General features: G+C 61.1%; 22 protein-coding genes and 3 pseudogenes. 19 read left to right on the forward strand and 6 right to left on the reverse strand.

The annotated features are described in order from the left end of the window. Window positions 1-148: 148 nt before the first annotated feature. From ASG60_RS10875 to ASG60_RS22705, 6 genes are all read left to right on the forward strand, one after another. Window positions 149-448: a transcriptional regulator gene (locus ASG60_RS10875; RefSeq protein ID WP_056385572.1), complete on the forward strand. Its 300-nt coding sequence runs from the start codon at window positions 149-151 to the stop codon at window positions 446-448. A gap of 387 nt (window positions 449-835) precedes the next feature. Beyond that, window positions 836-976, forward strand: coding sequence for a hypothetical protein (locus ASG60_RS22695; RefSeq protein ID WP_156398870.1), 141 nt, complete (start codon window positions 836-838; stop codon window positions 974-976). 356 nt (window positions 977-1,332) lie between these two features. Further along, window positions 1,333-2,727, forward strand: coding sequence for an N-6 DNA methylase (locus ASG60_RS10880; RefSeq protein ID WP_056385574.1), 1,395 nt, complete (start codon window positions 1,333-1,335; stop codon window positions 2,725-2,727). Between the two features lie 86 nt (window positions 2,728-2,813). Beyond that, window positions 2,814-4,439: a restriction endonuclease subunit S gene (locus tag ASG60_RS22700; protein WP_162244789.1), complete on the forward strand. Its 1,626-nt coding sequence runs from the start codon at window positions 2,814-2,816 to the stop codon at window positions 4,437-4,439. A 1-nt stretch (window position 4,440) separates the two neighbouring features. Then, window positions 4,441-6,063 (forward strand): AAA family ATPase, encoded by a 1,623-nt coding sequence (locus tag ASG60_RS22015; protein ID WP_082531722.1) that lies wholly within the window; start codon window positions 4,441-4,443, stop codon window positions 6,061-6,063. Continuing rightward, on the forward strand, window positions 6,060-6,917 hold the full coding sequence (locus tag ASG60_RS22705) for a hypothetical protein (RefSeq protein ID WP_156398872.1): 858 nt from the start codon (window positions 6,060-6,062) through the stop codon (window positions 6,915-6,917). The genes ASG60_RS22015 and ASG60_RS22705 overlap by 4 nt, the downstream gene beginning before the upstream one ends. A 482-nt stretch (window positions 6,918-7,399) precedes the next feature. Here the strand turns inward: ASG60_RS22705 and ASG60_RS10885 are convergent, their stop codons facing one another. Both ASG60_RS10885 and traA read right to left on the reverse strand, forming a co-directional pair. Then, on the reverse strand, window positions 7,400-8,158 hold the full coding sequence (locus ASG60_RS10885; RefSeq protein ID WP_056385576.1) for a DUF6118 family protein: 759 nt from the start codon (window positions 8,156-8,158) through the stop codon (window positions 7,400-7,402). 17 nt (window positions 8,159-8,175) lie between these two features. Then, window positions 8,176-11,394 (reverse strand): Ti-type conjugative transfer relaxase TraA, encoded by a 3,219-nt coding sequence (traA, locus tag ASG60_RS10890; protein WP_082531723.1) that lies wholly within the window; start codon window positions 11,392-11,394, stop codon window positions 8,176-8,178. A 266-nt stretch (window positions 11,395-11,660) separates the two neighbouring features. Here traA and ASG60_RS10895 point away from each other — a divergent pair, with 266 nt between their 5' ends. Continuing rightward, on the forward strand, window positions 11,661-12,002 hold the full coding sequence (locus ASG60_RS10895; RefSeq protein WP_056385580.1) for a hypothetical protein: 342 nt from the start codon (window positions 11,661-11,663) through the stop codon (window positions 12,000-12,002). A 113-nt stretch (window positions 12,003-12,115) separates the two neighbouring features. Here the strand turns inward: ASG60_RS10895 and ASG60_RS10900 are convergent, their stop codons facing one another. Beyond that, window positions 12,116-12,340: a hypothetical protein gene (locus ASG60_RS10900; protein WP_056385582.1), complete on the reverse strand. Its 225-nt coding sequence runs from the start codon at window positions 12,338-12,340 to the stop codon at window positions 12,116-12,118. Between the two features lie 176 nt (window positions 12,341-12,516). Next, window positions 12,517-13,254, reverse strand: a complete 738-nt coding sequence (locus ASG60_RS10905; protein WP_056385584.1) for a hypothetical protein — start codon at window positions 13,252-13,254, stop codon at window positions 12,517-12,519. A gap of 349 nt (window positions 13,255-13,603) precedes the next feature. On the opposite strand from ASG60_RS10905, the gene ASG60_RS10910 reads away from it, so the two are divergent. The 7 genes and pseudogenes from ASG60_RS10910 to ASG60_RS22710 all read left to right on the forward strand — a co-directional run. Beyond that, window positions 13,604-13,855: a hypothetical protein gene (locus ASG60_RS10910; RefSeq protein WP_244476640.1), complete on the forward strand. Its 252-nt coding sequence runs from the start codon at window positions 13,604-13,606 to the stop codon at window positions 13,853-13,855. A 273-nt stretch (window positions 13,856-14,128) separates the two neighbouring features. Further along, on the forward strand, window positions 14,129-14,410 hold the full coding sequence (locus tag ASG60_RS10915) for a type II toxin-antitoxin system RelE/ParE family toxin (RefSeq protein ID WP_056385586.1): 282 nt from the start codon (window positions 14,129-14,131) through the stop codon (window positions 14,408-14,410). Window positions 14,411-14,445: 35 nt separating this feature from the next. Then, window positions 14,446-14,820 (forward strand): HigA family addiction module antitoxin, encoded by a 375-nt coding sequence (locus ASG60_RS10920; protein WP_056385588.1) that lies wholly within the window; start codon window positions 14,446-14,448, stop codon window positions 14,818-14,820. Between the two features lie 70 nt (window positions 14,821-14,890). After that, window positions 14,891-15,133: a helix-turn-helix domain-containing protein gene (locus tag ASG60_RS10925; RefSeq protein WP_200947669.1), complete on the forward strand. Its 243-nt coding sequence runs from the start codon at window positions 14,891-14,893 to the stop codon at window positions 15,131-15,133. Window positions 15,134-15,326: 193 nt separating this feature from the next. Continuing rightward, a complete protein-coding gene (locus ASG60_RS10930) occupies window positions 15,327-15,995 on the forward strand; it encodes a ParA family protein (RefSeq protein WP_056385600.1) in 669 nt (222 codons plus the stop codon). Continuing rightward, window positions 15,992-16,291 (forward strand): hypothetical protein, encoded by a 300-nt coding sequence (locus tag ASG60_RS10935; RefSeq protein ID WP_056385590.1) that lies wholly within the window; start codon window positions 15,992-15,994, stop codon window positions 16,289-16,291. The genes ASG60_RS10930 and ASG60_RS10935 overlap by 4 nt, the downstream gene beginning before the upstream one ends. A gap of 91 nt (window positions 16,292-16,382) precedes the next feature. Beyond that, a pseudogene (locus ASG60_RS22710) lies at window positions 16,383-16,466 on the forward strand (IS5/IS1182 family transposase); the annotation flags it as partial. A 993-nt stretch (window positions 16,467-17,459) separates the two neighbouring features. On the opposite strand, the gene ASG60_RS22715 reads toward ASG60_RS22710, so the two are convergent. Next, the gene (locus ASG60_RS22715; protein ID WP_156398873.1) at window positions 17,460-17,930 is read right to left on the reverse strand and encodes a hypothetical protein; all 471 of its coding nucleotides are present in this window, start codon (window positions 17,928-17,930) and stop codon (window positions 17,460-17,462) included. 552 nt (window positions 17,931-18,482) lie between these two features. Here ASG60_RS22715 and ASG60_RS10940 point away from each other — a divergent pair. Both ASG60_RS10940 and ASG60_RS10945 read left to right on the forward strand, forming a co-directional pair. Further along, on the forward strand, window positions 18,483-19,235 hold the full coding sequence (locus tag ASG60_RS10940) for a bacteriorhodopsin (protein ID WP_056385592.1): 753 nt from the start codon (window positions 18,483-18,485) through the stop codon (window positions 19,233-19,235). A 110-nt stretch (window positions 19,236-19,345) separates the two neighbouring features. Then, window positions 19,346-20,176, forward strand: a complete 831-nt coding sequence (locus tag ASG60_RS10945; RefSeq protein ID WP_244476641.1) for a Brp/Blh family beta-carotene 15,15'-dioxygenase — start codon at window positions 19,346-19,348, stop codon at window positions 20,174-20,176. 391 nt (window positions 20,177-20,567) lie between these two features. On the opposite strand, the gene ASG60_RS22720 is transcribed toward ASG60_RS10945, so the two are convergent. After that, a complete protein-coding gene (locus ASG60_RS22720; RefSeq protein WP_156398874.1) occupies window positions 20,568-21,419 on the reverse strand; it encodes a hypothetical protein in 852 nt (283 codons plus the stop codon). A gap of 331 nt (window positions 21,420-21,750) precedes the next feature. Here ASG60_RS22720 and ASG60_RS22020 point away from each other — a divergent pair. The 3 genes and pseudogenes from ASG60_RS22020 to ASG60_RS10955 form a co-directional block, all read left to right on the forward strand. Continuing rightward, a pseudogene (locus tag ASG60_RS22020) lies at window positions 21,751-21,999 on the forward strand (recombinase family protein); the annotation flags it as partial. Beyond that, window positions 21,994-22,185: pseudogene (locus ASG60_RS23145) on the forward strand (hypothetical protein); the annotation flags it as partial. The pseudogenes ASG60_RS22020 and ASG60_RS23145, both read left to right, overlap by 6 nt. Before the next feature lie 106 nt (window positions 22,186-22,291). Continuing rightward, window positions 22,292-22,603 (forward strand): addiction module toxin RelE (locus ASG60_RS10955; protein WP_156398875.1); only part of this gene is annotated, 312 nt, incomplete at its 3' end.

Raw genomic sequence — 22,603 nt, forward strand, 5'->3', positions numbered from 1 at the left:
CCATCCCCGTGTTCTTGCTGTCGGTCCTCGCCAAGGGCAGCCGGGCGAACTTCACGAGGGATGAGGTCCACAGGATGCGCGATGCCACCAAGGCTCTCAAGGCCGCCTGGAAGGCCCGTGCAACGTCAACCACAGAGGGGAAGGCTCGATGAGCAACGACGTGTTCAACGACATCATGTCCGGCCTCGGTGAGGCGCTCGCGCACGCCAAGGGCGAGCCGTCACCGGGGCTGATCTTGCACGTCCCGGAAACCGTGGACGTTGCCTCGATCCGCGAGCGCACGGGTCTCAAGCGCCCCGCCTTCGCCGCTACGATAGGCGTGCCGGTCGCCACGCTCCGGCAGTGGGAGACCCGGCGCCGGCAGCCCCAGGGGCCGGCCCGCGTGCTTCTCGCCATGCTGGAGAAGAACCCGCAGATCGTAGCGGAGACGCTTGGGCGCGCGTCCTGACGAAAGCGGCAGAGCACTCGCTACGCCGTTGTGCACGAAGGGGAATTCATGAGGGACAGCAAAGGTCGCGGGGTCCTTCTTCGTTTCTGAACCGCGTTCAGAGCCGCGGACCCCAGGAAACCAAGACCGGGGCTGGCCCCTTGGGGCGGCCTATGGGGCGTGTCGCATAGATTTTGGTTGTAGAAATTCATGCTCTCCCCATAGGCGCACACTGATCCGATGGGGTGATACCAGGCCCGTCAGGCCGCCTCCCAACCTCGCTGGAGGCGGCCCGCAGGCGGCGAGCAGGCATTGTGGCGAGCTAGTCGGAGAAGACTTTTTGGCCGTTGAACGTTTGCGACAGGCCCACTCAGGGCAGCCGACCTCGATGCCGGCGCTGGCAGCGTCGTGATCCGCAGCCTGAAGAAGCGCGGCCTGGGTACGGTACGCGAGGTGCCGGTGCCCGATCAGTTGCTGGTCCAGCTCGCCGGCCTGCTGCCGGCGCAAGCACGGTGCTGGCCGTGGGTGTGGATCGGCTTCGAAGCATGACCCCTCCTTCAGCTCTGTTAAGTCGCTGCGATGTTAGCCAAAATACCTTGAGGGGTGGGGTCAAAACCGGCTCCGATCGTGACCCCACCAAAAACTCGGATTTTCTTACCGCGGCAGAGAGTTAGGAACGGATCTGCTGGGGTCATGTTTCGGACGCCGATCCACAAACTGGGTACCGATCGGCCCCCGGATATGTGTGACCCACCCACTATAGGAGCTGATAGCGTACACTTCGCCATAGTCCGCCGCGTGACCGCCGTGCGAGCGACCTCAACCCAATCAATCGTGTCCAAAGCCTGTTCCCTAGGCTAGGGTCCTCGGGAGCCAGGCGTGCTGCAAGGGGGCAGAAACCAAGCGTGAGTGACCGAGACATCGCCCATAAACTCTGGGGACTATGTAACGTCCTTAGGGACGATGGCATCACCTATCATCAGTACGTCAACGAGCTAACGTATTTACTATTTCTTAAAATGGCTCAGGAAATTGGCTCTGAACAGGACCTCCCCATAGGTTATCGTTGGAAGGACCTTGCGGGCCAGGCTCCTGCCCTCCAGTTCGATTTTTACCGCCGACAGCTAGTAGTACTGGGAACGACAGCCGATCCAATCATCCGCGCCATTTTTGCCAATCCGACGTCGCTACTGCGCCACCCAGAAAGTCTCTCGACTTTAGTCGCCAAGATTGACGAGCTTGACTGGTATAATGTGCAGCGCGAAGGACTTGGAGATATTTACGAGGGGCTTCTCGAACGAAACGCTAGTGAGAAGAAGAGTGGTGCAGGACAGTACTTCACCCCGCGCGCCCTGATTGAGACAATCGTCGCCGTTATCAAGCCGCGAGCAAGCGATATTATACACGATCCGGCGGCCGGTACAGGCGGTTTTCTTGTAGTAGCAAATGACTACATTTCGAAATCAAAATCAAATAAATTAAAACCAATTTTTGTGGGAGTTGAGCTGGTCCAAGACACTCACCGCTTGTTGCTTATGAATACAATTTTGCATGGACTAAAAGGTGATTTTGTACACGGAGATAGCCTGTCGGCAGAGGACGCCGCAAGGATCCCCCCGGCCGATATCATTCTCACGAACCCGCCCTTCGGTACAAAGCGGGGAGGCGGCCTACCAGGGCGTAGAGACCTTCCCTATCCGACTACCAGCAAACAACTCGCATTTCTTCAGCACATATATTTGGGGCTGAAGCCGGGTGGCCGCGCAGCTGTCGTTGTTCCGGATAGCGTGCTTTATGAGGGTCATGCCGGCAAGCAGGTGCGTCGTGACCTGCTAAGATTTTGCAATCTTCATACAATATTGCGCTTGCCAGATGGCATCTTCTACGCCAGCGTTACCACCAACGTGCTATTCTTCAGCCGTGACGACGAAGGCACGAACGGCATTTGGATCTACGATATGCGATCCAATATGCCAGTCTACGGAAAACGGTCGCCACTTCAACGAGCTGACTTCAAGGATTTTGAAGCTGCTTACGGTCTCGACGTGAATGGTAAGAGCCCGCGAAAAGATCAAGGCGCACTCGGCAGATTCCGTCATTTCACCCGTGATTACATTGAGGAACGAGACTTAGATCTGTCAATCAGTTGGCTACGAGACGAACGGCACAGCGGAGATAGTAATTCAACGGACATTGAAGAGATTACTATTCAACTACGGCACTTACTAGAAGGAATAATTGAAGATTTTGAACAACTTGTTGATGACATGCCGGTAATTGACATGGATTCGCGTGCATGACTAGCCGGATAATACCCAGTAGTTGGGAGCCAACACTCCTCCGGGAAGTGATGACGTTTGCTGGTTCTGCCCTAGAGCCTCGTGCTATGCCCGACCGAGCCTTCAATTATATCAGCCTGGAGGACATTGAGGCTGGTACAGGACAACTGTTCCAGCCCAACCCAACGCTAGGCCGTAATATCGCTAGTGCGAAAACGCGGTTCCATACGGGGGACTTGCTATATGGCCGGCTTAGGCCTTACTTACAAAAGGTGATAATCGCTGGTGCGGATGGTATCGCTGCAACGGAGCTACTAGTTCTGAGGGTCAATGAAGGGGTCGAAACCGAGTTTATCCAGGAAGTATTATTAGGTCCCGATCATCAGGCAAGCGTGTCGCAAATCATGTCCGGGGCTCGTATGCCTCGAATACGCGCTGATCAGCTTCTTAATTTACAGATCGCCCTTCCACCGATCGAGGTGCAGCGCGTCATCGTGCGAGGCCTTGGCGTTCATCGTCACCGGATAAACTCCTTACGGGCTCGGATCGCTGGAAGTCTCGAACTTGTGACACGACTTGAGCAACAACTACTCACGTCTGCATTCGACGGATCCTTGAGTGCAAGAGTTCACGCAAACGTCGGCTTCTCGTCAGGAACGGCAATGCTGTCGGCTATTGACGCAGCAAGACGCGCGACATGGGAAGATGCACGCAACTCAAAAATTTCCGATGTAAAGTGGATGAAGCGTTCATACACTGAGGCGGCCTCCCCGGCACTTGATCATCGGTTAGCAAGCTTACCTACAACTTGGGCATGGGCTAGCCTAGAACAACTCGCGTCGGCCACTAATCCCATTTGCTATGGAATTGTCGAGCCAGGGGAAGACATTGAGATCGGTGTGCCGATGGTGCGCATCCAGGATCTTACCTCAAATGGTATTAATTTAAGCGGTGTACGCAGCGTCACACCTGAAATCGATGAACGGCACGCGCGATCTCGTCTGCAGGGTGGTGAAGTACTAGTGTCTCTGGCGGGCAGCATTGGACGGATTGCACGTGTGCCGGAAGACCTCGCGGGAGCCAACATCAACCGAGCCTTGGCCAAAGTTACACCAATTGATGCCGATATGGGTGAATGGATCGCTCTCGCCCTACAGTCGCCCGTGTTGCAAGAATGGTTGAATGCTAGGGCTAGGGGTGCCGCGCGAGACATTCTAAATGTATCAATGCTCGTGCGTGCTCCTATCCCCGTTGCACCGTTAGTTGAGAGGCGGTGGCTTGTAGAACAGCTCAAACACCGTTTTAAAAAGCTCGCGTCACTACGGACTAGGCTTCAGACGACAGATACCGCATTAAACAGCCTCTGGACACAACTACGCGCGAAGGTTTTAGCGGGCGATATCAGTCTTTTAGATCCAACAGATGGGGCGGTTGCAGCGGCGTTCCGCGCTCGACTATCAACCTCAGACGGAAAGCAAAGGGGCGCAAGACGGAAGGCAAAGAAGGTGACAATAAACAAGCTGAAATTTGGAATTCCAAATGCACGATTAGACCTCAGGGCGGTTTTAGAGAACCATGCTGATGGCCTGGAGCCGCTGCGCCTGTTGGAGGAAGCAGGCTACGGACTGCAGGATGTAGAGGTATTTTTCAAAAATCTTGCGGAAGCTGTAGCTGCTGGAACAATTCAGGAGTATCGCTCTGAGATGGATTGGCCCCGCTTGGTGGCCGCCTGACATGCGGGTTGATCAGCTCCACCTCCCCAATTTTCGAAATCTCCGAGATTTCGTAATCGACTTTGACGAAAACAGCGCACGAACGGTTTTGATTGGCCGCAACGGTGTTGGAAAGACCAACATTTTAGAAGCCCTCACGACTATCTTTCGGCAGCTGGATCTTCGGGTCAAGCCTGCTTTTGCATACCGTATTGTGTTTTCTTGCAACGGTTATCGCGTTGACGTCGAAGCTAGTCCCTCTGCTGAAACAGAAGGGAGAAGCGTCCTTGTCACTTCGTACAAAGTCGCCCGTATAATTCCTAATCAAGAGCTTGAATTTGAAATTTTAACAGAACCAGGCTTTTATCGCTATCACAACCAGAACAGACTGCTTCCAAAGCATGTATTCGGCTATTATTCTGGCACCTCGCCGCGACTCAAAAGTCTTTTCATCGAACATACGGAAAGGTACCGAGACGAACTGATTGCTGGAGAAGAGGATACGATACGCTCACTCTTTCTAGCTGAAGATTGGCATAGTCAGTTCGTCCTTCTTGCCTTTTATGCTAAGAACGATCCAGAAATCCGCGCCTTCCTTCTCGATCAACTCGGGATCGAGGCGCTGGAGTCAGTACTGTTCGTTCTACAGCAGCCTCACTGGTACAAATCCGATCCCCCGCCTGAGGTACGCGAACGAGGAGATGAGCGTTACTGGTGGGCTGCAGGCACAGTAAAACGATTACTTGCCAAACTGCATCAAGTCGCCCTTGCTCCGATGAAGACTAGGGAGAGAGTACCGGTAGGTCTTAAGCGGCATAGCACACTTGAGAGACGTTACTGCTTTGTTCAGAGTGTAGAAGACCTAGGGCAGATCGCAGACGACATTGATTCAAAAGAGCTTTTCAAACGTCTGGAGAGCATGGTTTTAAGCGATCTGCTGCACGAAGTGCGTATTCGTTTCAGGGTGAGGGGCAGCGAAACAGCTCTAAGCTTTGTCGACCTTAGTGAAGGCGAGCAACAACTTCTTACAGTTCTTGGGCTATTGAGGTTTACTAATCAAGATGAATCTCTATTTTTGTTGGATGAGCCGGACACCCATCTTAATCCAGCTTGGTGTTTAGATTATCTGGACATCCTGAAAAAATATGGCGGCGGGCTGACCAGAAGCCAGATTATCATGACAACCCATAGTCCGTTAGTTTTTGCAGGATTAGATGCGAGTGAAGTCATCATACTTCAGCGGCGTGACGACGACGCAAGCACAATCGAAGCTGAACATCCATCATCAAGCCCGAAAGGAATGGGATTTTCTGCCATTTTAACAAGTGAATTCTTCGGCCTAAGATCCTCTCTAGATCGAGCCTCGCTCGCCCTTCTTGATGAAAAACGACGACTCGGTGTTCTGGAGCATCGAACTGCAAAACAGGAGGATCGACTCCGCGAATTAAATGCTGAGATTAGCAGGTTAGACTTCACACAGACTGTTAATGACCCACTCTACCGTGACTTCGTGCTCGCCATGACAGAACTAGAGAAGGACCAACCAGAACTGAGCAAGGCAGTTTTGACACCGGATGCGCTTGAGGCGAGGCGGAAAAGGGCAGCAGACGTGTTGAAGCGGGTGCGGGAGCGCAAGGGCGCATGAGGTACATAAAGCAAAGCGATTTACTTAAGCACGTCTCCGACCAGTGGAAGCAGGACGCCGCGACGGCACTGGAAGCACTCAAGATATTGGATGTGGCGTCTCGAGCAAAATTCATTGGCGACCGCGGCACGATCTGGAGTGAGCTGAAGACACACATGGCATCCTTGTCTCATGACAAATGCTGGTACTCAGAGAAGCGGATAGCAGTCAGCGAGCTTGAGGTGGACCATTGGCGTCCAAAAAACCGGGTTACCGGCGTTCGTCCTCCACACAAAGGATACTGGTGGTTAGCATTTGACTGGAAGAATTTCCGACTTGCATATTCACTTATCAATAAGCGCCGAACAGACGCCCGCACAAAGTCTGTCCAAGGTAAGGGTTGTCGCTTTCCGTTGATTGACGAGAAAGCTCGGGTTCCGGACGTCGCAAGTGCGTCAATTGCCGGGGAAAGCCCAAAATTGATCGATCCCTGTATTGCTTCTGATGTCTTACTACTTGATTACGCTGTAGAGGATGGTTTGGTAGTAGAACGTCATAAGAAGACCGAAAATGAAAAGAAGTTTGAACGCGCTAAAGTTTCGATCGATCTTTTCCATCTGAACGAAGGCAACCTGATCCTCGACCGACATGCTCTATACGTCGCTATCGACCACTGGGCGCGGCAAATCGAAGATCTTGAGAAGCAGCGGGCTTCTGACAACTGGACGGTCAAGCAGGAGGCTGATTACGAAGAACTGATCAACCGGGTTGGCGACCACATCAATGCGGCGGCCCCCTTCTCAGCGTTCACCCGCGCCTGTCTCAAACAGAAGGGCGATTTAGGCTGGAATACACAACTGCTAACAACGGCTTAGATATTGAATGTATAATTATTCAAGCGGTTGCTACGAGATAGAATTTTAATCGTAGGAAATAATATATGATCGGTTGTTCGCGGAATTTTAGGGGGAATCGACTGTCATGCGCGCACGCAGAAACAAATTTTTGCCTGAGTTCTTTAGTACAGGCTTCCATTAATCATTGTGTACAGTTTGAGTACGACGCAGGATGATGTCCCTATTGCTGCCGCCGCTCAGTTTGATGGACAAACCTCGCGCTGCGCCCGGCCATCGAAGCGCTAGACTATTCACTTCGTCTTCAATTTTCTGCTTCCACCCGCCAATATCCGCATAAGAAAGTCGCCCCGGCCTTGGCTACGGCCCGTAAGGTATACCAAAATGAGGCTTGAGCGTGAGACGCTGAAATGTGTCTCTTATGGATTGCTTTTTGGCTTTTGAGACATCACACCCGCATGGTCTAGAACCATCCGGAACGTTTCATGGCTCGTATCACGGGCCTACTTCGCCGGCACCGCCACGGTGATGGTGCAGGGCTGATCCTTGCCCGCCTTGGTGGCCGCCTCGCGGCACGCTGTCACCACCTCGGCGTTCGCCCGCATCAGCCGATCGGCGGCGCCCAGCTGACTCAACCCGACCGGGCTCCCGAATTTCATCAGACGGATGCCGGCTTGCCACGGCTCCTCTCCCAGGATGGACGCGGCCACGCGCTCGGCGGCCCCGTAAGGCAGGAGAGCTGGCAGGGTCAGGATCAGCACGACCCCAAGGAAGAGGCCCGCCGCACCGGCACCCACACCGGTACCGGTGAGCCAGAGGTTCTGCTCCCGGCGTTCTCGCAGGCTTCGCATCCTGCCCGTCAGCCCCTGGGTCTCCCGGAGAAACGCCTCCGCTCGCGCGTCGAGCTTTCGAACCGAGTCGCGGACCAACGCCTCGCCGCTGCTGTGAAGCAGGCGTGCGGTCTGCTGTGCATCCTGGCGCAGGACCGGGAGCCGCTCGATGGCACCCAGGCGCTTGCTCACGGTGGCGAACTCCTGGACCAGGCGGCCGAGATCGGCGCTGTAATCGACCGGCGTCCCCGCGGCTTGCGTGTGCTCCAGGGCGGCGGCCACCCCATCCCGCAGGAGCGCGGTTTCCGCGCGGACCTCACGCCCCACCCGCTCGACGCTCGCGCGCAGGGCCTCGAACGCAGCGGCCGCATCCTCGGGCTCCTCCGTCTCCACGACCCCCAGCCCGCCATCCAAGTGCTCGCTGTCCCGCATGGTGTCTCCTTGGCCCCTCAAAATCCGAGGCTCAGCCCGAGGCTCGGGCCGCGCTCCGGCGCCAGGCTTCGCTCGAGCTCGTGCGACAGGCTCATCTTTGGCTCGGCCCGGGATGTGATCCCAAGCTCCTTGCGCCACGCGCCCAGAGCCGCCTCCAGTGCGGGATCGCCGGTCAGGCTCAGCCGCAGAGCCTGCATCCGCTCCTCGACCGCGCCGCGCGCCCTCAGATGCTGCCAGTCCGGCAGGGCGGCGCGCTGCGCGCTGAGATCCACCCACGACCGGACGAAGCGCTCGGCGCGCAAGGCAGGTGAGACCAGCACCGCTGCCTCCCGCTCCAGAACCGTCACCAGAGCCGCGGTGCGGGCGCGCCCGGGCGCCGCCGCCAGCGCGAGCGCCGCCTCAGGATCGTGCTCCAGGGCCGAGCGCAGGGTCTCCCCGACCCCGGGTCGGGCCTGCTCCAGCGCCGCCGTGGCGGCGGCCAGCTCCCGCGTCTGTCCTTCGAGCACGGGCAGCCCGGCCCCGGCCTGGCGCTCGCGGGCGTCATAGGCGCGAAGATAGCGCCCCAGCGCCCCCTCGAACCCCGACACGGCCAGGATACGCGCGACCCAGCGTTCCGGCTCCGAGGCGACCGCCGGCTCCGGCTCGGCCGGGCGGCCAGGGCTGAGCTTCAATCCGGCAAACGGGCTGCGCCGTTCCGGCGGGGTCGGTGCCGCCGGATCCGCACTCGGTGTCCCTGGCACCGACGGGGCTGCGGCAGCTGGACCTTTCCGGCTCAGCTTGAGCCCGTCGAACATCCCCCGCCGGATCCGTGGCGCGGCCGCAGCCGCCGCATCCACCGCCAGCGCGATGGTGCTGGCGATGCCGAGGCGCTCGGCGATCCCGCGCTGCGCCGCATAGGCCGGCGCGTAGTCCAGCGTCGTCTCCTTCGTGCCCGCCCGCGACAGCCGGGCCACGAACCGCTCGGGCAGCGCCGTCCCGGCCTCGACCGGCCCCGCCACCCCGAACTCGGCTGCGTCGGCGTAGAGCCCGGCCGCGTCGCGGTGGCGCGTCATCGCCACGTAGGTGAGGTGCCGGTCCAGGGTGGGCGAGGCCAGCACGAAGGCCCGGTCCACCGTCGCCCCCTGACTCTTGTGGATGGTGGTGGCGTAGCCGTGATCGAACGCGGTGTAGACCTCGCTCTGTACCTCGACCCGCCGCGGTACGCCCCCCGCCGGGCCGTCGAGCCGCACGGTGATTCGCCCCGCCGCCACCGCCTCGACCGTGCCCAGCATGCCGTTCTTCACCCCGAGCCCGCGATCGTTTTCCAGGAACACGATCCGGTCGCCGGAGACGAAGGCGCGCTCACCCTCGCGGGTGGCAAAGGCCAGCTCGCCCCCGGCCTCCCCCTGCCCGAGGATGCCCTGCGCCTGCAGGCCGGAGCGGATCGCCGCGTTGAGCGCCGCCACGTCGACGCGCCGATGCGCCAGCACCACCCGCGAGCCCTCCGGCCGGCTTGTCCGGTCCGCCAGGGCGTCGGCCACGATCGCCGCCCGCGTCGCCGCTCCCCCGTCGAGGAACCGGATGGCTCCGGCCGCCGCATACGCGGCCAGGCCCTCGCCCGTGCGATGCGTGGCGAACGCCACCGAGGCCGCCCGCTGCCAGTTCTGCCGCTGCCGGCGGATATCGCCGAGCTCGGCATGGCCGACCGCTTGCGCGATCGCCCGGAACGGCGCCCCGGCGCCGATGGCCTGGAGCTGCTCGTGGTCGCCCACGAGCACGATCTTCGCGCCGCGAGCCTCGGCCTCGGCGACGAAGCCCGCGAGCTGGCGGCTTCCCACCATCCCGGCCTCGTCGATCACGAACACGTCGCCGCGCCCGAGCCGGCCGCGATCGCGCTCCCAGCCGAGCGACCACGACGCCAGGGTGCGGCTCGGGATCCCCGAACTCTCCTCCAACCCCTCCGCCGCCTTGCCCGACAGGGCCGCGCCCAGCACCCGGTAGCCTTGGGCTTCCCAAGCCTCGCGGGCGGCGGCTAGCATCGTGCTCTTGCCCGCGCCGGCAAACCCCACCACCGCGGCGATCCGCGCCGGCCCGGTCACGTGCCTGATGGCCACCCGCTGCTCGGGCGACAGCCCGGCGGTGGGATCCCCCGCACTTGTCTGGATCGCCGCGTCCTGGCGCGCCATCGCCGCCGCGATCCGGGCTGGCGCAACGCCGTGCGTACCCGCCGCCTGCAGGCGCCCGGACGCCGCCACCATCCCGGCTTCCAGCGCCACCATCGCGCGCGTGGCGTAGCGCGCCGGCGTCACCGCCCCGGTGCCGGGATCGGTGTGCTCGGGCTGCAGCGTGACCAGGGCCGGCGAGGCCAGCACCGTGGCGAGCGCGTTCTGGAAGCCGGACGCATCGTCGGGCAGGGCCCGGTGCAGGGCGCGGGCGATGTCGCGCCGGTCGAACACGCTCTTCTCGTGCGTGATCAGGCTCAGCACCTCTTCCGGCCGCTCGGCGATGAGCAGGGCGTTGCGCGCCGCCGCCTGCGCATCGAGCGCTACCCGCGTGACGCCGAGCCCCCGCCGCTGCATCCCGGTCGCGTGCACCCCGACATGCTCGGTCGGCGCCAAAGCCACCCCGCGCGCGGCATGGCTGCGATGGTCGATGCGCAGATCCAGATCCTGGGCGGCGAGATGCCGGTTGACGATGCCTTCCCAAGCCGCGCGGATCTCGCGCAGCTGCGCGTCCGTGGTCGGCCGCCCCTGGGCCAGCAGCCACTTGTTCTCACGCTCCAACCAAGTCTTCTCGCTTAAACCCTCCGGGCCGACCCGGCGCGTGGTCACGAGCACATGGGCATGGTGGTTGCGCTGATCGCCCGCCGCGTGCGGCGCGTGGATCGCGAAGTCCACCGCCGCGCCCGTGCGCCGGGCCAAGTCGTGCGCGAACTCCCGCGTCGCGGCCAGGTGCTGCTCGGGCGACAGCTCGTGCGGCAGCGCGATCTCGAACTCGCGCGCCACCCGGGCGTCCTTGCGCTTCTCCGCCGCCTCGGCCGCATTCCACAGGGCCGAGCGGTCGAGGGCCCAGGCCGCCTCGACCCCGGCCGGCAGCACGATCTCGGCTTGCACCACCCCGGCCTTGGCGGTGTAGTCGTGCACGACGCCGTCGCGCTGGTTCTCCAGGCGATCGCCCGCGCGGTAGGCCGCGGCAGCGACGGCGCTGCGCCCGCCGGCTCGCCCGATCGGCTTCATGCTGCAATGGTAGATTGCCATGTGCCCGCCCCCGACAGGCTTGGCCTTAGCACCGCCCTGAGTTGCGTAGCAACTCGTAAGTGCGCCCTTGCCTTGCTTCCGCTTCGCTCCAGACGGCTTCGGTGTCTCCCCGCGATCCATCCGGACCCCGGAATTGCCGGTACATTCAAAAGCTGCATCATGCGATCGGGCCGGCACGACCACGCGCGTTCAGACCGAGCTTGGCCTTTCGGATCGGGCTCGCTAGAACGGCCGAAATACAACCGCTTGAACCGGAGCACTCCGACATGGCGCGGCGGACGATTGCCGAACGGCTGGCGCAGATCGAGGCGCAGAAGAAAACCCTGCAGGCCCGGCTCGGCCAGCAGGAACGCGCGCACGACACCCGGCGCAAGGTGCTGCTCGGCGCGCTGGTGTTGCAGCGGCTGGAAGCGGGTCACGATCCCGCCTTCACCCAGCGCCTCGCCGACTGGCTCCGGCGCGAACTTCCGGGCTTCCTCACCCGGGAAGCCGACAGGGCTCTATTCGCCGATCTCATCGGCGCGCCCGGCGGAGATGGAGCGGTCGCCGTGCAGGCTCCCGGCACCGACGCCACCGTGCCGAGTCGCGATCTGGATCCCGTCGCCTGAGGCGAACCCGTGGAACCGTGAGGATCAGCCCTTCGACCGTGGCCCAACCGCGATCCGCGCAGCACTCACGCGAGCAGCGCCAGCGACGGATCGCTTCGTAGGCTCGGGTCCGATTACGGCGGGGGTTCTTCGTCCGTGACCAGCGGCACGCCCTCGGCCTGCATGCGTTCACGCACCCGAGCCAGGTAGGCCTGGCGCTCGATCATCGAGGCCGTCCGGCGAGGGGCAAAGGGCTGATACGCGACCTTGGGTGGCGACCGCCAAAGGCATCCCGGGTTCTCACGCTCGAACAGTTCCTCGGCCCGGGTATGCACGTCGAGTTCGGATTGTCGGATCACGCTGGGTCGCTCTCCCTGGCATGCGGGCGTGCAGTGTCATGCCCGGCCCTTCGAGCGGTTCGTTCGTCACCGGAATCGGGCCGATGGCACAAGTGCGTTTGTTAAACCGCCCGGCCGAATACCCCCACCGCATGGCTGCGCCGGTTCTGCCTGGCTGAGCGGGTGCGGAGGATTCGCTAGCGATGGGCAAGGCTCTGCCGTTCCGGCAGCTTCTTGACCGGTTCCGCTGGCGAACTTGTCCCCAAAGTTATCCCCCTATCCGTGGGGCGAAACGCTTTGCACCCTAGTGCCTTCGGCAGCGGCTTCTCTTCGCCGGCCAACGCGAACCCAACGCGCTTCTGACCGGCGCCGCGGCGGATCCACATCCCCCATTCGGCGCTGATGATCCGCACCAGGTTGGGCGAGTTCTTACGCCCCTCGTGCCGGCGCTCCTCGATGGTCAGCAGGCCGTCGCCGGCGGCCAGACGCAGCGCGCCCTGGGCCAACCGTCGGCACACCCCGGCCCGCGCCGCGATGGCGTCGACACAGAGCCCGCACACACCCTTGGCCGCCACCTCGTCGGCGACGATGCGCAGCACCGCCCGCTGCCCCTCGGTGAAGCGCACGGCGATCTGCGGCGGCATCGGGCCGGAACACGCCAGCAAGCGACGCCGCTCGCGCGAGGCGATCCTGTCGGGGCTCCTCGGGCTCCGGCGCGGCGGGAACAGGCTCGCACGGCCGGCCGGGATACCGACCGGCCGGATGCCCTCGCGGATCGCGCCACGGCGCCCGTGGAGACGTTCGGCGAGGAGCTGGGCTTCGTGGTCGCCCAACACCCCGGCCCCGTGGCCCTGCCAGAGCTGACGCGACAGCGCGTCCATCTGCGCGAGCGTGCGCGCGCCCTCGATCGCGGCCTGCATGGCGGCGTGAAACATCGGTCCCGGTCCCTGCTCGGGCCGCGGCAAAGCAGGGGGCACGGCGTGAGCCGGCCCCATCAAAAGGCAAAGCGCCATCGTCTCGGGAAGCGATCCCGATTGACACCTGAGCGGTGTTATGATGTCTGGGGAGTTGAAAAGCTTCTCCAGACTTCATCGATTTCAACGGCCTCACCCTTGCAGGGGTGGGGCCGTTGGCGTTTTGGGCTTAGGTCTTTCTCGCGGCGATTATCCTGGATGGTGGTTGGCTCACGACTCGCACCAGAGGGCGAGTGCAGCCAGACATGTCATGTCGGCTGGGCGGGATGGTTAAGTCAACGGCAACAGGCTCGGGGCGATAGCCGGGGGCATGATTCAGTCACGTATGCCCGTGCCCGATGCGCCGCTCACCGCCCTCGAAATCGCCCTGCTCGAACTCACGGCCGAGAACGCCGACCTGCACCTCCAGCTCGCCGAGGCGCAAGAGCAATGCATTGAGATGGCGGTCGATGCCGGGGAACTGCAGGCTGACATCGAGGCTCTTCGCAACGAGCTGACGGCGGCTCGGACAGAGCGCGATGCGGCGAGAGCCCAGCTCTCAAGCCGAATCAGCGGTCGATAAGTCGGTACCGCCGCGGACATGGTCCGCAGGTCAACGCGGGCTCGATCGCCTTGGGGCATGTCCGGTGTCCACGCCCTGGCATGTTGAGGCGGTGGGCTCTGCCGCCGCAGCCGTTCGACCCGCCGCTGAAGTCCCTTCGCATATGGAAGGCAGGCATTTCCGCGCTGCCGCTCACGAGAACGAAGGGAATGTTGCAATGAGTGATACGATTGGATTGACGGGATTGTTGCGTTCGGTGATACATGTATCACCGAGCGCAACACGGGCGGGCCGATGATCCGCAGTTTCCATGATCGAATAACCGAGGCGGTGTTCCGGGGTCGTTGCCCCAAGGGGTTCCCGGCCGACCTCTTCAAGACCGTTCGGCGGAAGCTCACCGTGCTCAACTCGGCGACAACGCTGGATGACCTCAAGGTGCCGGCATCGAACAGGCTCCACCCGCTGGCGCGCGACCGGGCTGGACAACACGCCATCGCGGTCAACGACCAATTCCGGCTCTGTTTCGTTTGGACGGATGCCGGGCCGGAACGGGTCGAGTTCACGGACTATCACTAGGATCTTGCGCCAGACGCCAAGGAGGGCAACCGCCAATGTCTGACACGATCGGAAACATCGAGGCCCTGCGCCAGACCTTTGACACCGCCGAGGGTGCCGGGGACATGGAGATCATGCCCCCGGTTCACCCTGGCGAGATCCTGCGCGAGGAATTCATGGCCCCGCTCGGCCTCACTGCCGGCGCGATCGCCAAAGCCCTGGACCTCCCGCGCTCCCGCATCGAGCGGATCGTGAGGGAGGAGATCGGCATCAGCACGGACACCGCCCTGCGGCTGGCCCGGTACTTCCGCACGTCGCACCAGTTCTGGACGAACCTGCAGGCGCATTTCGAGAGCGAGAGCCTGCTTGCAGAGATTGGGCCGGACCTCGCGCGGATCGAGCCCATTCCCGAACAGGCACAGGCGGCGTGATGACTGCATTCGGAAAGCGGCTCATCTAATCCGCCCAGGAAGCCGGCGCCATCGCCCGACCGACGTCGACGTGCGAGCGATCCGCGCCAGCCAGAAACTCACGCAGGCCGCGTTCGCCGCGCGCTATGGGTTCCCCATCGGGACCCTGCTGGACCTTGAACAGGGCCGGGCGCGGCCGGACGCCTCAACGCGGGCTTACCTGGTGGTGATCAGCCAGGAGTCGGCGGCGGTGCGGCGGGCTCTTGAGGCTACTGGCATCGAGCCCCTGCGCCACGGCCGGCAGGGCGTTCAGCCCAAGGAGCCTCCGGCATGAAGCGGGCACTACTCGCGTTCGGCAGCGGCGTGGTCGCCTCGCTGGCTGTAGCCTTCGGCCCTGCCCAGGGGCCTAATGGGGTTTCACAGCGTTGCGAATTTGCGATGGTACGGCTTCATGATGTTGCAGTTTCAAAAAATTGCGATATCGCAGCTTCATGATGCCTTAATGCCTCGACGTTATGAAGCTGCGCATGAGAACGATCACGCTTGTCACTCAGAAGGGCGGGGCTGGTAAGACCACCATCGCCACGTCGCTCGCCATCGCCGCCCAACAGCGCGGTGAGATGGTCGCTGCCTTCGATCTCGATCCTCAGGGGTCGATGGTCGAATGGGGTAAGATGCGGAAAAAGGCCGACCCCGCAGCCATCCCGGATCAGCACCTTCCAGTGATCGAGCGCTTCCCGCTTGAGCGCATCGGCCAGATCGGCTCGATGCTCGATAGCCTTGGTGGGAAGGGTGTCACGCTGACGATCTTGGACACGGCAGGTGCCGATACGCCCACGACCCATGCAGCCATGGAGGCGTCAACGTTCTGCCTAGTGCCCATCCGGCCGACGCGGCTCGACCTGCTCGCGGTACGCGCGACGGTGCAGGCGATCATGCGCAGCGGGAAGCCGTTCGCGTTCGTCCTGAACCAGTGCTCGCCCATCCCTCGCAACGGTCGGGCGAATGACACGGCCACAGGCTTGGCGTCGATCGGCTTCGTGGCCGAGCCTCTAATTCTTCTCAGGAACGACTATCAGGACGCCTTTGCCTCAGGCCAAGGCGTCACCGAGTACGCCTCTGACAGCAAAGCCGCCGACGAGATCCGGCAGCTCTGGAAGTGGCTCGACACCCAATCCAAGGAGACGAAGGCATGAGCCGCCGCGCACCCTCGATCTTCGACGCCGACACCATGCTACCCAGCGCTGATGAGCCGCCTGAGACCTTGGAAGCCGCTCCAGCTCGGAAGGTCGGCCGACCGGCAAGGTCGACCGCTAAGCCCAAGCCGACGCCCTTCTACATCCACCCGGCGGTTAAGGAAGTGCTGCGGGACATCAGCTACCATAAGCGGGTCAAGGAGCACGATCTGTTCGTGCAAGGCCTTGAGTACGTTCTGAAAAAGAACAGCTACCCAACGATCGCACAGATCATTGCCAACGCCGAAAAATCATAATTTCGCAACTTTGTGAAATTGCAACATTGCAAATTTACTTTGGGCCTTGCTACCTTCGGGGGCCTGTCGCAAACGCGATCGCGCGGGCGTTCAGCGACGCGCCGACATCTACGAAGCCTTCACCAGACTCGCGGCCGGCCTCATCACCCCCAGCCGAATCAGACGGTTCTGTTAAGCGCTCTTAAACCCCTTGAGCCAATTTGCTGGCGACGGCTCACGGGGTCTCCCATGTTCGACGTAGGGCCAGCGCGCCAGAGCGTTCAGAGACAACATGTTGCGTAAGCAGACACGGCGGTCATTCACCGTCGAGACCAAGCGCGGGGCCCATCAGGGGCGCGCTATCATTACCGCCAAGGCCCCGAGGGTACCGCGCAAAGTAGCTCGGAGCCCCCCCAATGCGTTCTCATTGGCCTTACCAGAGCCGGATGCCACTGCCGTGGTCGAGACAGCGAAGGGCGTCGAGTCGCGGCGCATTCTGCCCAGCCTCGTCATCTGGGAGCCCTCTGAGCCTGAGCCGGCCCCTGCTCTGCCCTCTGAGCCGCCTCTACAGCCTGTGCGCCGCGTAGACTCCTTGGCAGCCCTCAAAGCCCCACGCCCTAGAGGAAGGCCCAGGAAGGTCACCCTTGAGGCAGTGGATGCCGCGCCCGTAATCCTGGAGGCTGAACCGCGCGCGCCCGTTCCCGTGCTTGCCTCGCCCTCCCAAGCGCGTCCCGTGCGGAGCGACCGGAGCGAGACCGCTGGGCTTCCCCGTGGGGAGCGATGGAAGCGGCGCCTTCCGCGAGCCTGCTGGTAGCTTCAAAGCGGTCCCCGGCCCTACCCTATCGCGCACCTTCCCGTGCATCTCTCGTGCGCCTGGGTGTGATACCGCGCGGGGTGCCGAGCGCGCGTCTGGGGGGGTGCCAGGGGGGAAACTCGCCGTGCCGGGCATTGTCGGGTATCCGACGGTATTCCCGACATGAGCCTCGGGTCCGGTAACCCGCCCGTTTATGAGCTGAACCGTCCGTTTCCGACCCTTCTCGGACCCTCGGAGGATCCGCTTCGCGGCAGCTTGGTGGAAGACGCCCCGCGTCTGGGTTGGGTGGAAAACGGAAGTTCGATGATCACGCAACGAACGTCCAAATTTTTGGCTGGAGCAAAAGATTTAATTGCTCGAATATTCTATCTACATTCAAGACTTATTTGCTGGAAAATTCTCTACCTCCACACCAGTAGCACTAACTTTAATTTTTTTAAGTTTAAAGAAATTTAGTATCTTTTCTAAAAATTTCTGTTTCTTACAAGATTTACACGTAACATCTAGATTGAAGTCCCACTCAGTTGCGTTTTTCTTTTTGTTGGGTTTGATAGAGCTAACAGAAAAGTTGAAATCAGATTTTCCGCAAACGCAAGTTAAACCTTCCAGCTCTAGTGGAACAACTCTTTGAACTTCACGCAAAGCCATACCGCATACCGGACATCTAGACATCGGGACACTTCCAAACGTCGCGAATTTATCAATTTTTCGTTCGACGCTTGTAACTTTGAGAGCGGGCTCAAACTCCACTGCGATAACGTCGTCCCCGCACGCAGGGCACCTGTGCGACGGGGTGCAAACGATCGCCAGCTCTTTTTGCTGTGACGTGCTCGGAAGGTCGGTCATAGCGAAATCCTAAGCTGTGCTAATGAATTGGGAACTGTCGTCCGTTTCGACCACAACTCAAAATTCTGGATGGGCCGAAGAGCCCTGATCGATCGGGAATTGAGAGGCTCATAAGCCTCGACCAAAACTCGCGGCGAAGGACCCAGTTTCATCAACACCGGTTGTTGCAGAGTGCCAATGGGAAGGTCCGAGTAGGGTCGGAGGCGGAACGTCCGCTTCAGGGCAAAGGAGCAGAGTCCGCTCCCCACCCAACCCGGTCGTTGAACGGACCGGCGGGTCCCGACCCATCCTCGCCGTTCCAGCCATCTGCTTTCCCGCTCGTGAAGCGACATTCAGAACACCGCTGAGTATCGAGCAAACTTGCCTTTGAGCGTGCTTCGCAGGTGTACCTAGTCGGACCATATCGCGCCGGCAGCGAACGCGAGCTGAAGGTTCTGGGATCGCGTGACTGTGAGAGGCATCCCAAGCAACGATTGCAGTCGGTGAACTTTGTGCAGGAGGGCGGCCACGTTCGGGGCATGCTTTTCATCCTCCTGTACCGATGAGTTTTCGATGACGCCTCAATTTTGGCTCTGGCTCGGCTTCGCCGGCATGGCGGCAGGTGCCGCCGCGATCCTGTTCATGGGCAAGCGACGGACACACGCCGAGGAGGCGGATACCATCATCCACGGGATCGTGCCGATCATCGCGGCCTGCTCCTACTTCGCCATGGCGACGGGGCAGGGAAGCTTTGTTCTGCCCGCCGGTCCCGACGCGGCGGACACCGCGCGCCAGTTCTATTTCGCCCGCTACATCGACTGGACCTTCACCACGCCTCTGCTGCTTTTGGGCCTCTCGCGCACCGCGATGCATTCGGGGATGCGCCGGCCGGCCATCGTCTGGGGCCTGATCGGCTCCGACCTGATTATGATCGTGACTGCGCTGGCCTTCGGCCTCTCGACGGTCGCCTGGATCAAGTGGACTTGGTTCGCGATCTCCTGCGGCGCGTTCATCGCCGTATTCTACGGGATCTTCGTGCAGCTGCGCGAGGAGAACGCCGCTGAGCGGGCCGACGTGCAGTCTGCCTTCCGGCGCAACGCCGTCTTCCTCACGGTGGTCTGGTGCATCTACCCCGTGGTGCTTCTCGTCGGCCAGGATGGCCTCGGGATCCTGTCGCCGGCGGTGGCCCTGGCGGTCGTCGCGCTCTCGGATCTGACCGCCAAGGTCGTCTACGGGATCATGGCTACGCGGGAAACGACACGCGCGGTCGACCGTGATCTGGCCGAGGGGCGTGCCACTGCGACGCCGCTGCGCCGGGCGGCCTGACCCCGATGGCGGCTCGTGCGACCACTCCGGTCCTTGTGACCCCCGTTCGGGCGAGTCGCCGACGTCTGGGTTCGGCGGGAGCCGGGCCCCTGCTCTTGGCGGGGGCCCTCGTGGCGCTCGCCCTGGTCACCTCGGCCGCCTTGCCACGCCAAGCGTCCTGGCTAGTGGCCCTGGCAATCGTGATTGTCCTTGGCGTGCCACACGGCGCACTCGATGGTGTCGTGGCGGCCCCCCTGCTGCGTCCGCGCTACGGCCGGGCTTGGTTCGGGATCTTCGCCGTCCCCTATCTCGGCCTCTCGGCCCTGGTCCTGCTCGCCTGGCAGGTCGCACCCTTGGTGACCATGGCGGGCTTCCTTGCCTTATCCGTCCTGCATTTCGGTGAGGAGGATGCCGGCCCTGGCCGGCCGTTCGAGGCCCTGGTGCGCGGCGGGCTGCCGATCGCGCTGCCGGCACTGCTGCGGCCCGAGGAGACCGCTGCGCTGTTTGCAGCCGTCACGCGGGTACCGATGGCGCATCTCCCCGGCTGGTGGATCGCCGCCGCCTGGCTCTGGCTCGCGATCGCTGCCGCGTGGGTGCTGGTGCGCCGACACCGGGGCGCTGTACTGATTGAGATGGCCGTCCTGGCGCTCGCCTTCCGGCTGCTGCCGCCGCTGACGGCCTTCACCTTGTACTTCGTCGGCCTTCACGCCCCTCGGCACATGCGCGCCCTGGTGCAAGACCCAACCCGGGCGCCAGGCATTGACACGATGCGCAAGGCTGTCTGCGCCTCGCTGCCGGTATTCGGGCTGACGCTTGTTCTAGGCGCCGGCCTCTGGCCGCTCTACGCCGCCGATGCGAACGACCCCGCCGCCACCCTCCTGTGCCTCACCCTTCGGATGCTGTCGGCCTTGACGGTCCCGCATGTACTCCTCGACCGGATTGTAGGCAGGTACGAGAATTAGCCGCCCATGCCGGTGACTGCATCGTCGCTGGCAGACACGGCCTCGATTTGAATGTCGGCCAATCATCAGCCGTGCTCGTAAGCCGCCATTCCGCTTCCCACCCAAACAAGACATTCGTCCTATAAGCTCGATGTCAGAGATCCGACGGTATTCCCGACATGAGCCTCGCGGTCGGTAGCCCGCTCGCCCGTTCGTGAACTGAACCGTCCGTTGTCGACCCTTTGCAGACCCTCGGAAGGTCCGATTCCGGGCTTCTCGATGAGGCAGTGACCTGAGGCCGAGACGGGTGGGGGACCGGAAGGTAGATACTTACGATATGGTTGCAGCCCGCATGCTCTGATTTAGCTCACAGATCGTAGGCCGCCTCCTTTCCCCACCTTTTGTCAATTAATCAAAATGAAACCGTCTCCACATCGTCGCTTCGTCCGAGCAGAACAAGTCCTGGAGCGAATGCAAAACCTCGACGAGCAAAAACCGTCTCAGTTGATCCATCGTCATAAAGCTCTTCGTACGCTTGAATCGGCTCAACATAGCTCTCTCGCGAAAGGAGATCTGCTTTGGATTTCAGCCAGCTATATTTCACATCAGCTTTCTTGTTTGATAAGTGAGAACTAATACGCTCAAGTAAATTTCTTGCATTCCCTTGTACTCCGAGTATAGATCCTCCTTTCAACATTCTGTAGAAGAAAACTGCACCGTATATATTGTGATCTAATCCTAGATCTCTGTACATCTGCAGGAGCGTGATCACTCTGTCGATGTCAGCAATGATTGCATCAGGCGTCTGACTGCCAAGTTTGGCTTCGGCGATTAAGACTGGCGGATCTTTAGTGTCGGAAGTAAATACTACAATATCGACCCGCTTTTTGCCCTTTCCGGCGGCGCTGAACTGATATGTTGAGCCCGAAACTATTTGATTGATTTTCGCTATTTCGGCATCGCGGAGAGCGGAAATGGATTCACGCTCCTCTTTTGCCTTGCTGTATTTTGATGATTTTAGCATTTTAACTGAAATTGCTTTACGCTTAGCATTGTTTCTCAAGTCATCCATATGAGTCTCAAGGGCAACGACGCGGTCCATCCTACCCATTTTCTTCGCTACTTCAATAGTTACTAAATATTCAGGGTGTATTTCTGGATGCTGAAATTCCCTGGCTTCTGCGCCAAGCAAGAACTCGCTAGTTCGAAGTGCCTCCCGTACACCTTTCGCGATGTCGTCAACGATATTATCGGCCGTTATCATTACTCTACTCCTAAAGACTGTTTGGCCCATCCCGAGATTAAACTAGCGCGATGCTGACGGATTAATAACTGCTAAACCGGCCATTTAAGTAGCTGCCGTGAGCGTTTGGTTTGGATCGGAGATGGAACGGCCGCTTTCGGATCAAGAGCCAAGGTCTGGATGCCACCCAAACAAGACGTTCGTCCTATAAGACCGGATGTCGGAGATCCGATCGTTTTCCCGACGACAACAACGGGCTGGCCCCGAGTCCCTTGAAACGGCCGAGTTTATGTCGGGAAAATATGACTGGTTTTCTATTGTGGGTTAAACGCTACTTAATCACTATCCCGACATGATCGTTGGATATGCCCGCGTCTCCACCCTCGATTAGAACCTCGACCTCCAGCGCGATGCCCTGACCAAGGCTGGGTGCGAGCGCCTGTTCGAGGAGAAGAAGTCCGGCAAGGCCGGTACCAAACGCCCCGAGTTCGAGGCGGCCCTCGCCTACCTACGGCCCACTGACGTCCTGGTAGTGTGGAAGCTCGATCGCCTCGGTCGCTCCCTCGTCGAGATGATGCACACCATCGATGCGCTGCGGGTGGGCGGCTTCCGTTCTTTCAACACAGCACGCCGCACGATCTGCGGCTTCGAGGCCACGCTGTGGCTGAGCAAGGGCTTCGGCTTTGCTGGCGCATGGACCGTCCTCCAGCAGAACCGATTGCTCGGGGTCTGCTTCGAGTTTCACAAGGTTACAGTTTGCGACAGACCCGGGCAGAGTCACGTCTAGGGCAGCGGAACGCGGGCATTGGCGTTGATCGCGAGGCTGGCGGGGCCATGCCGGAGGGATCATCTGTGCCATTGACACAGGTGTGTCCCTGACACATATCTTGCTTATGACAGCGCCTCTCCACGCGGTCGCTGAAACCGCTGCCTACCTCGCCGCCGCGAAGCGAGAGGGCCTGTCCGACGAGGACCGGACCGCAATCGTGGATCAGATCGCAGCCGATCCCACCGCTGGCGACATAGTCCGAGAGTCCGGCGGGGTGCGCAAGATCCGGTACGGGGGGCCAGGGGGCTACCGCGTGATGGCCGCGTACCTCGGCGAGGCCATCCCCGTGTTCTTGCTGTCGGTCCTCGCCAAGGGCAGCCGGGCGAACTTCACGAGGGATGAGGTCCACAGGATGCGCGATGCCACCAAGGCTCTC

Origin of the sequence: Methylobacterium sp. Leaf469, from assembly GCF_001424745.1 — a bacterium.
In the GTDB taxonomy this organism is placed as follows: domain Bacteria; phylum Pseudomonadota; class Alphaproteobacteria; order Rhizobiales; family Beijerinckiaceae; genus Methylobacterium.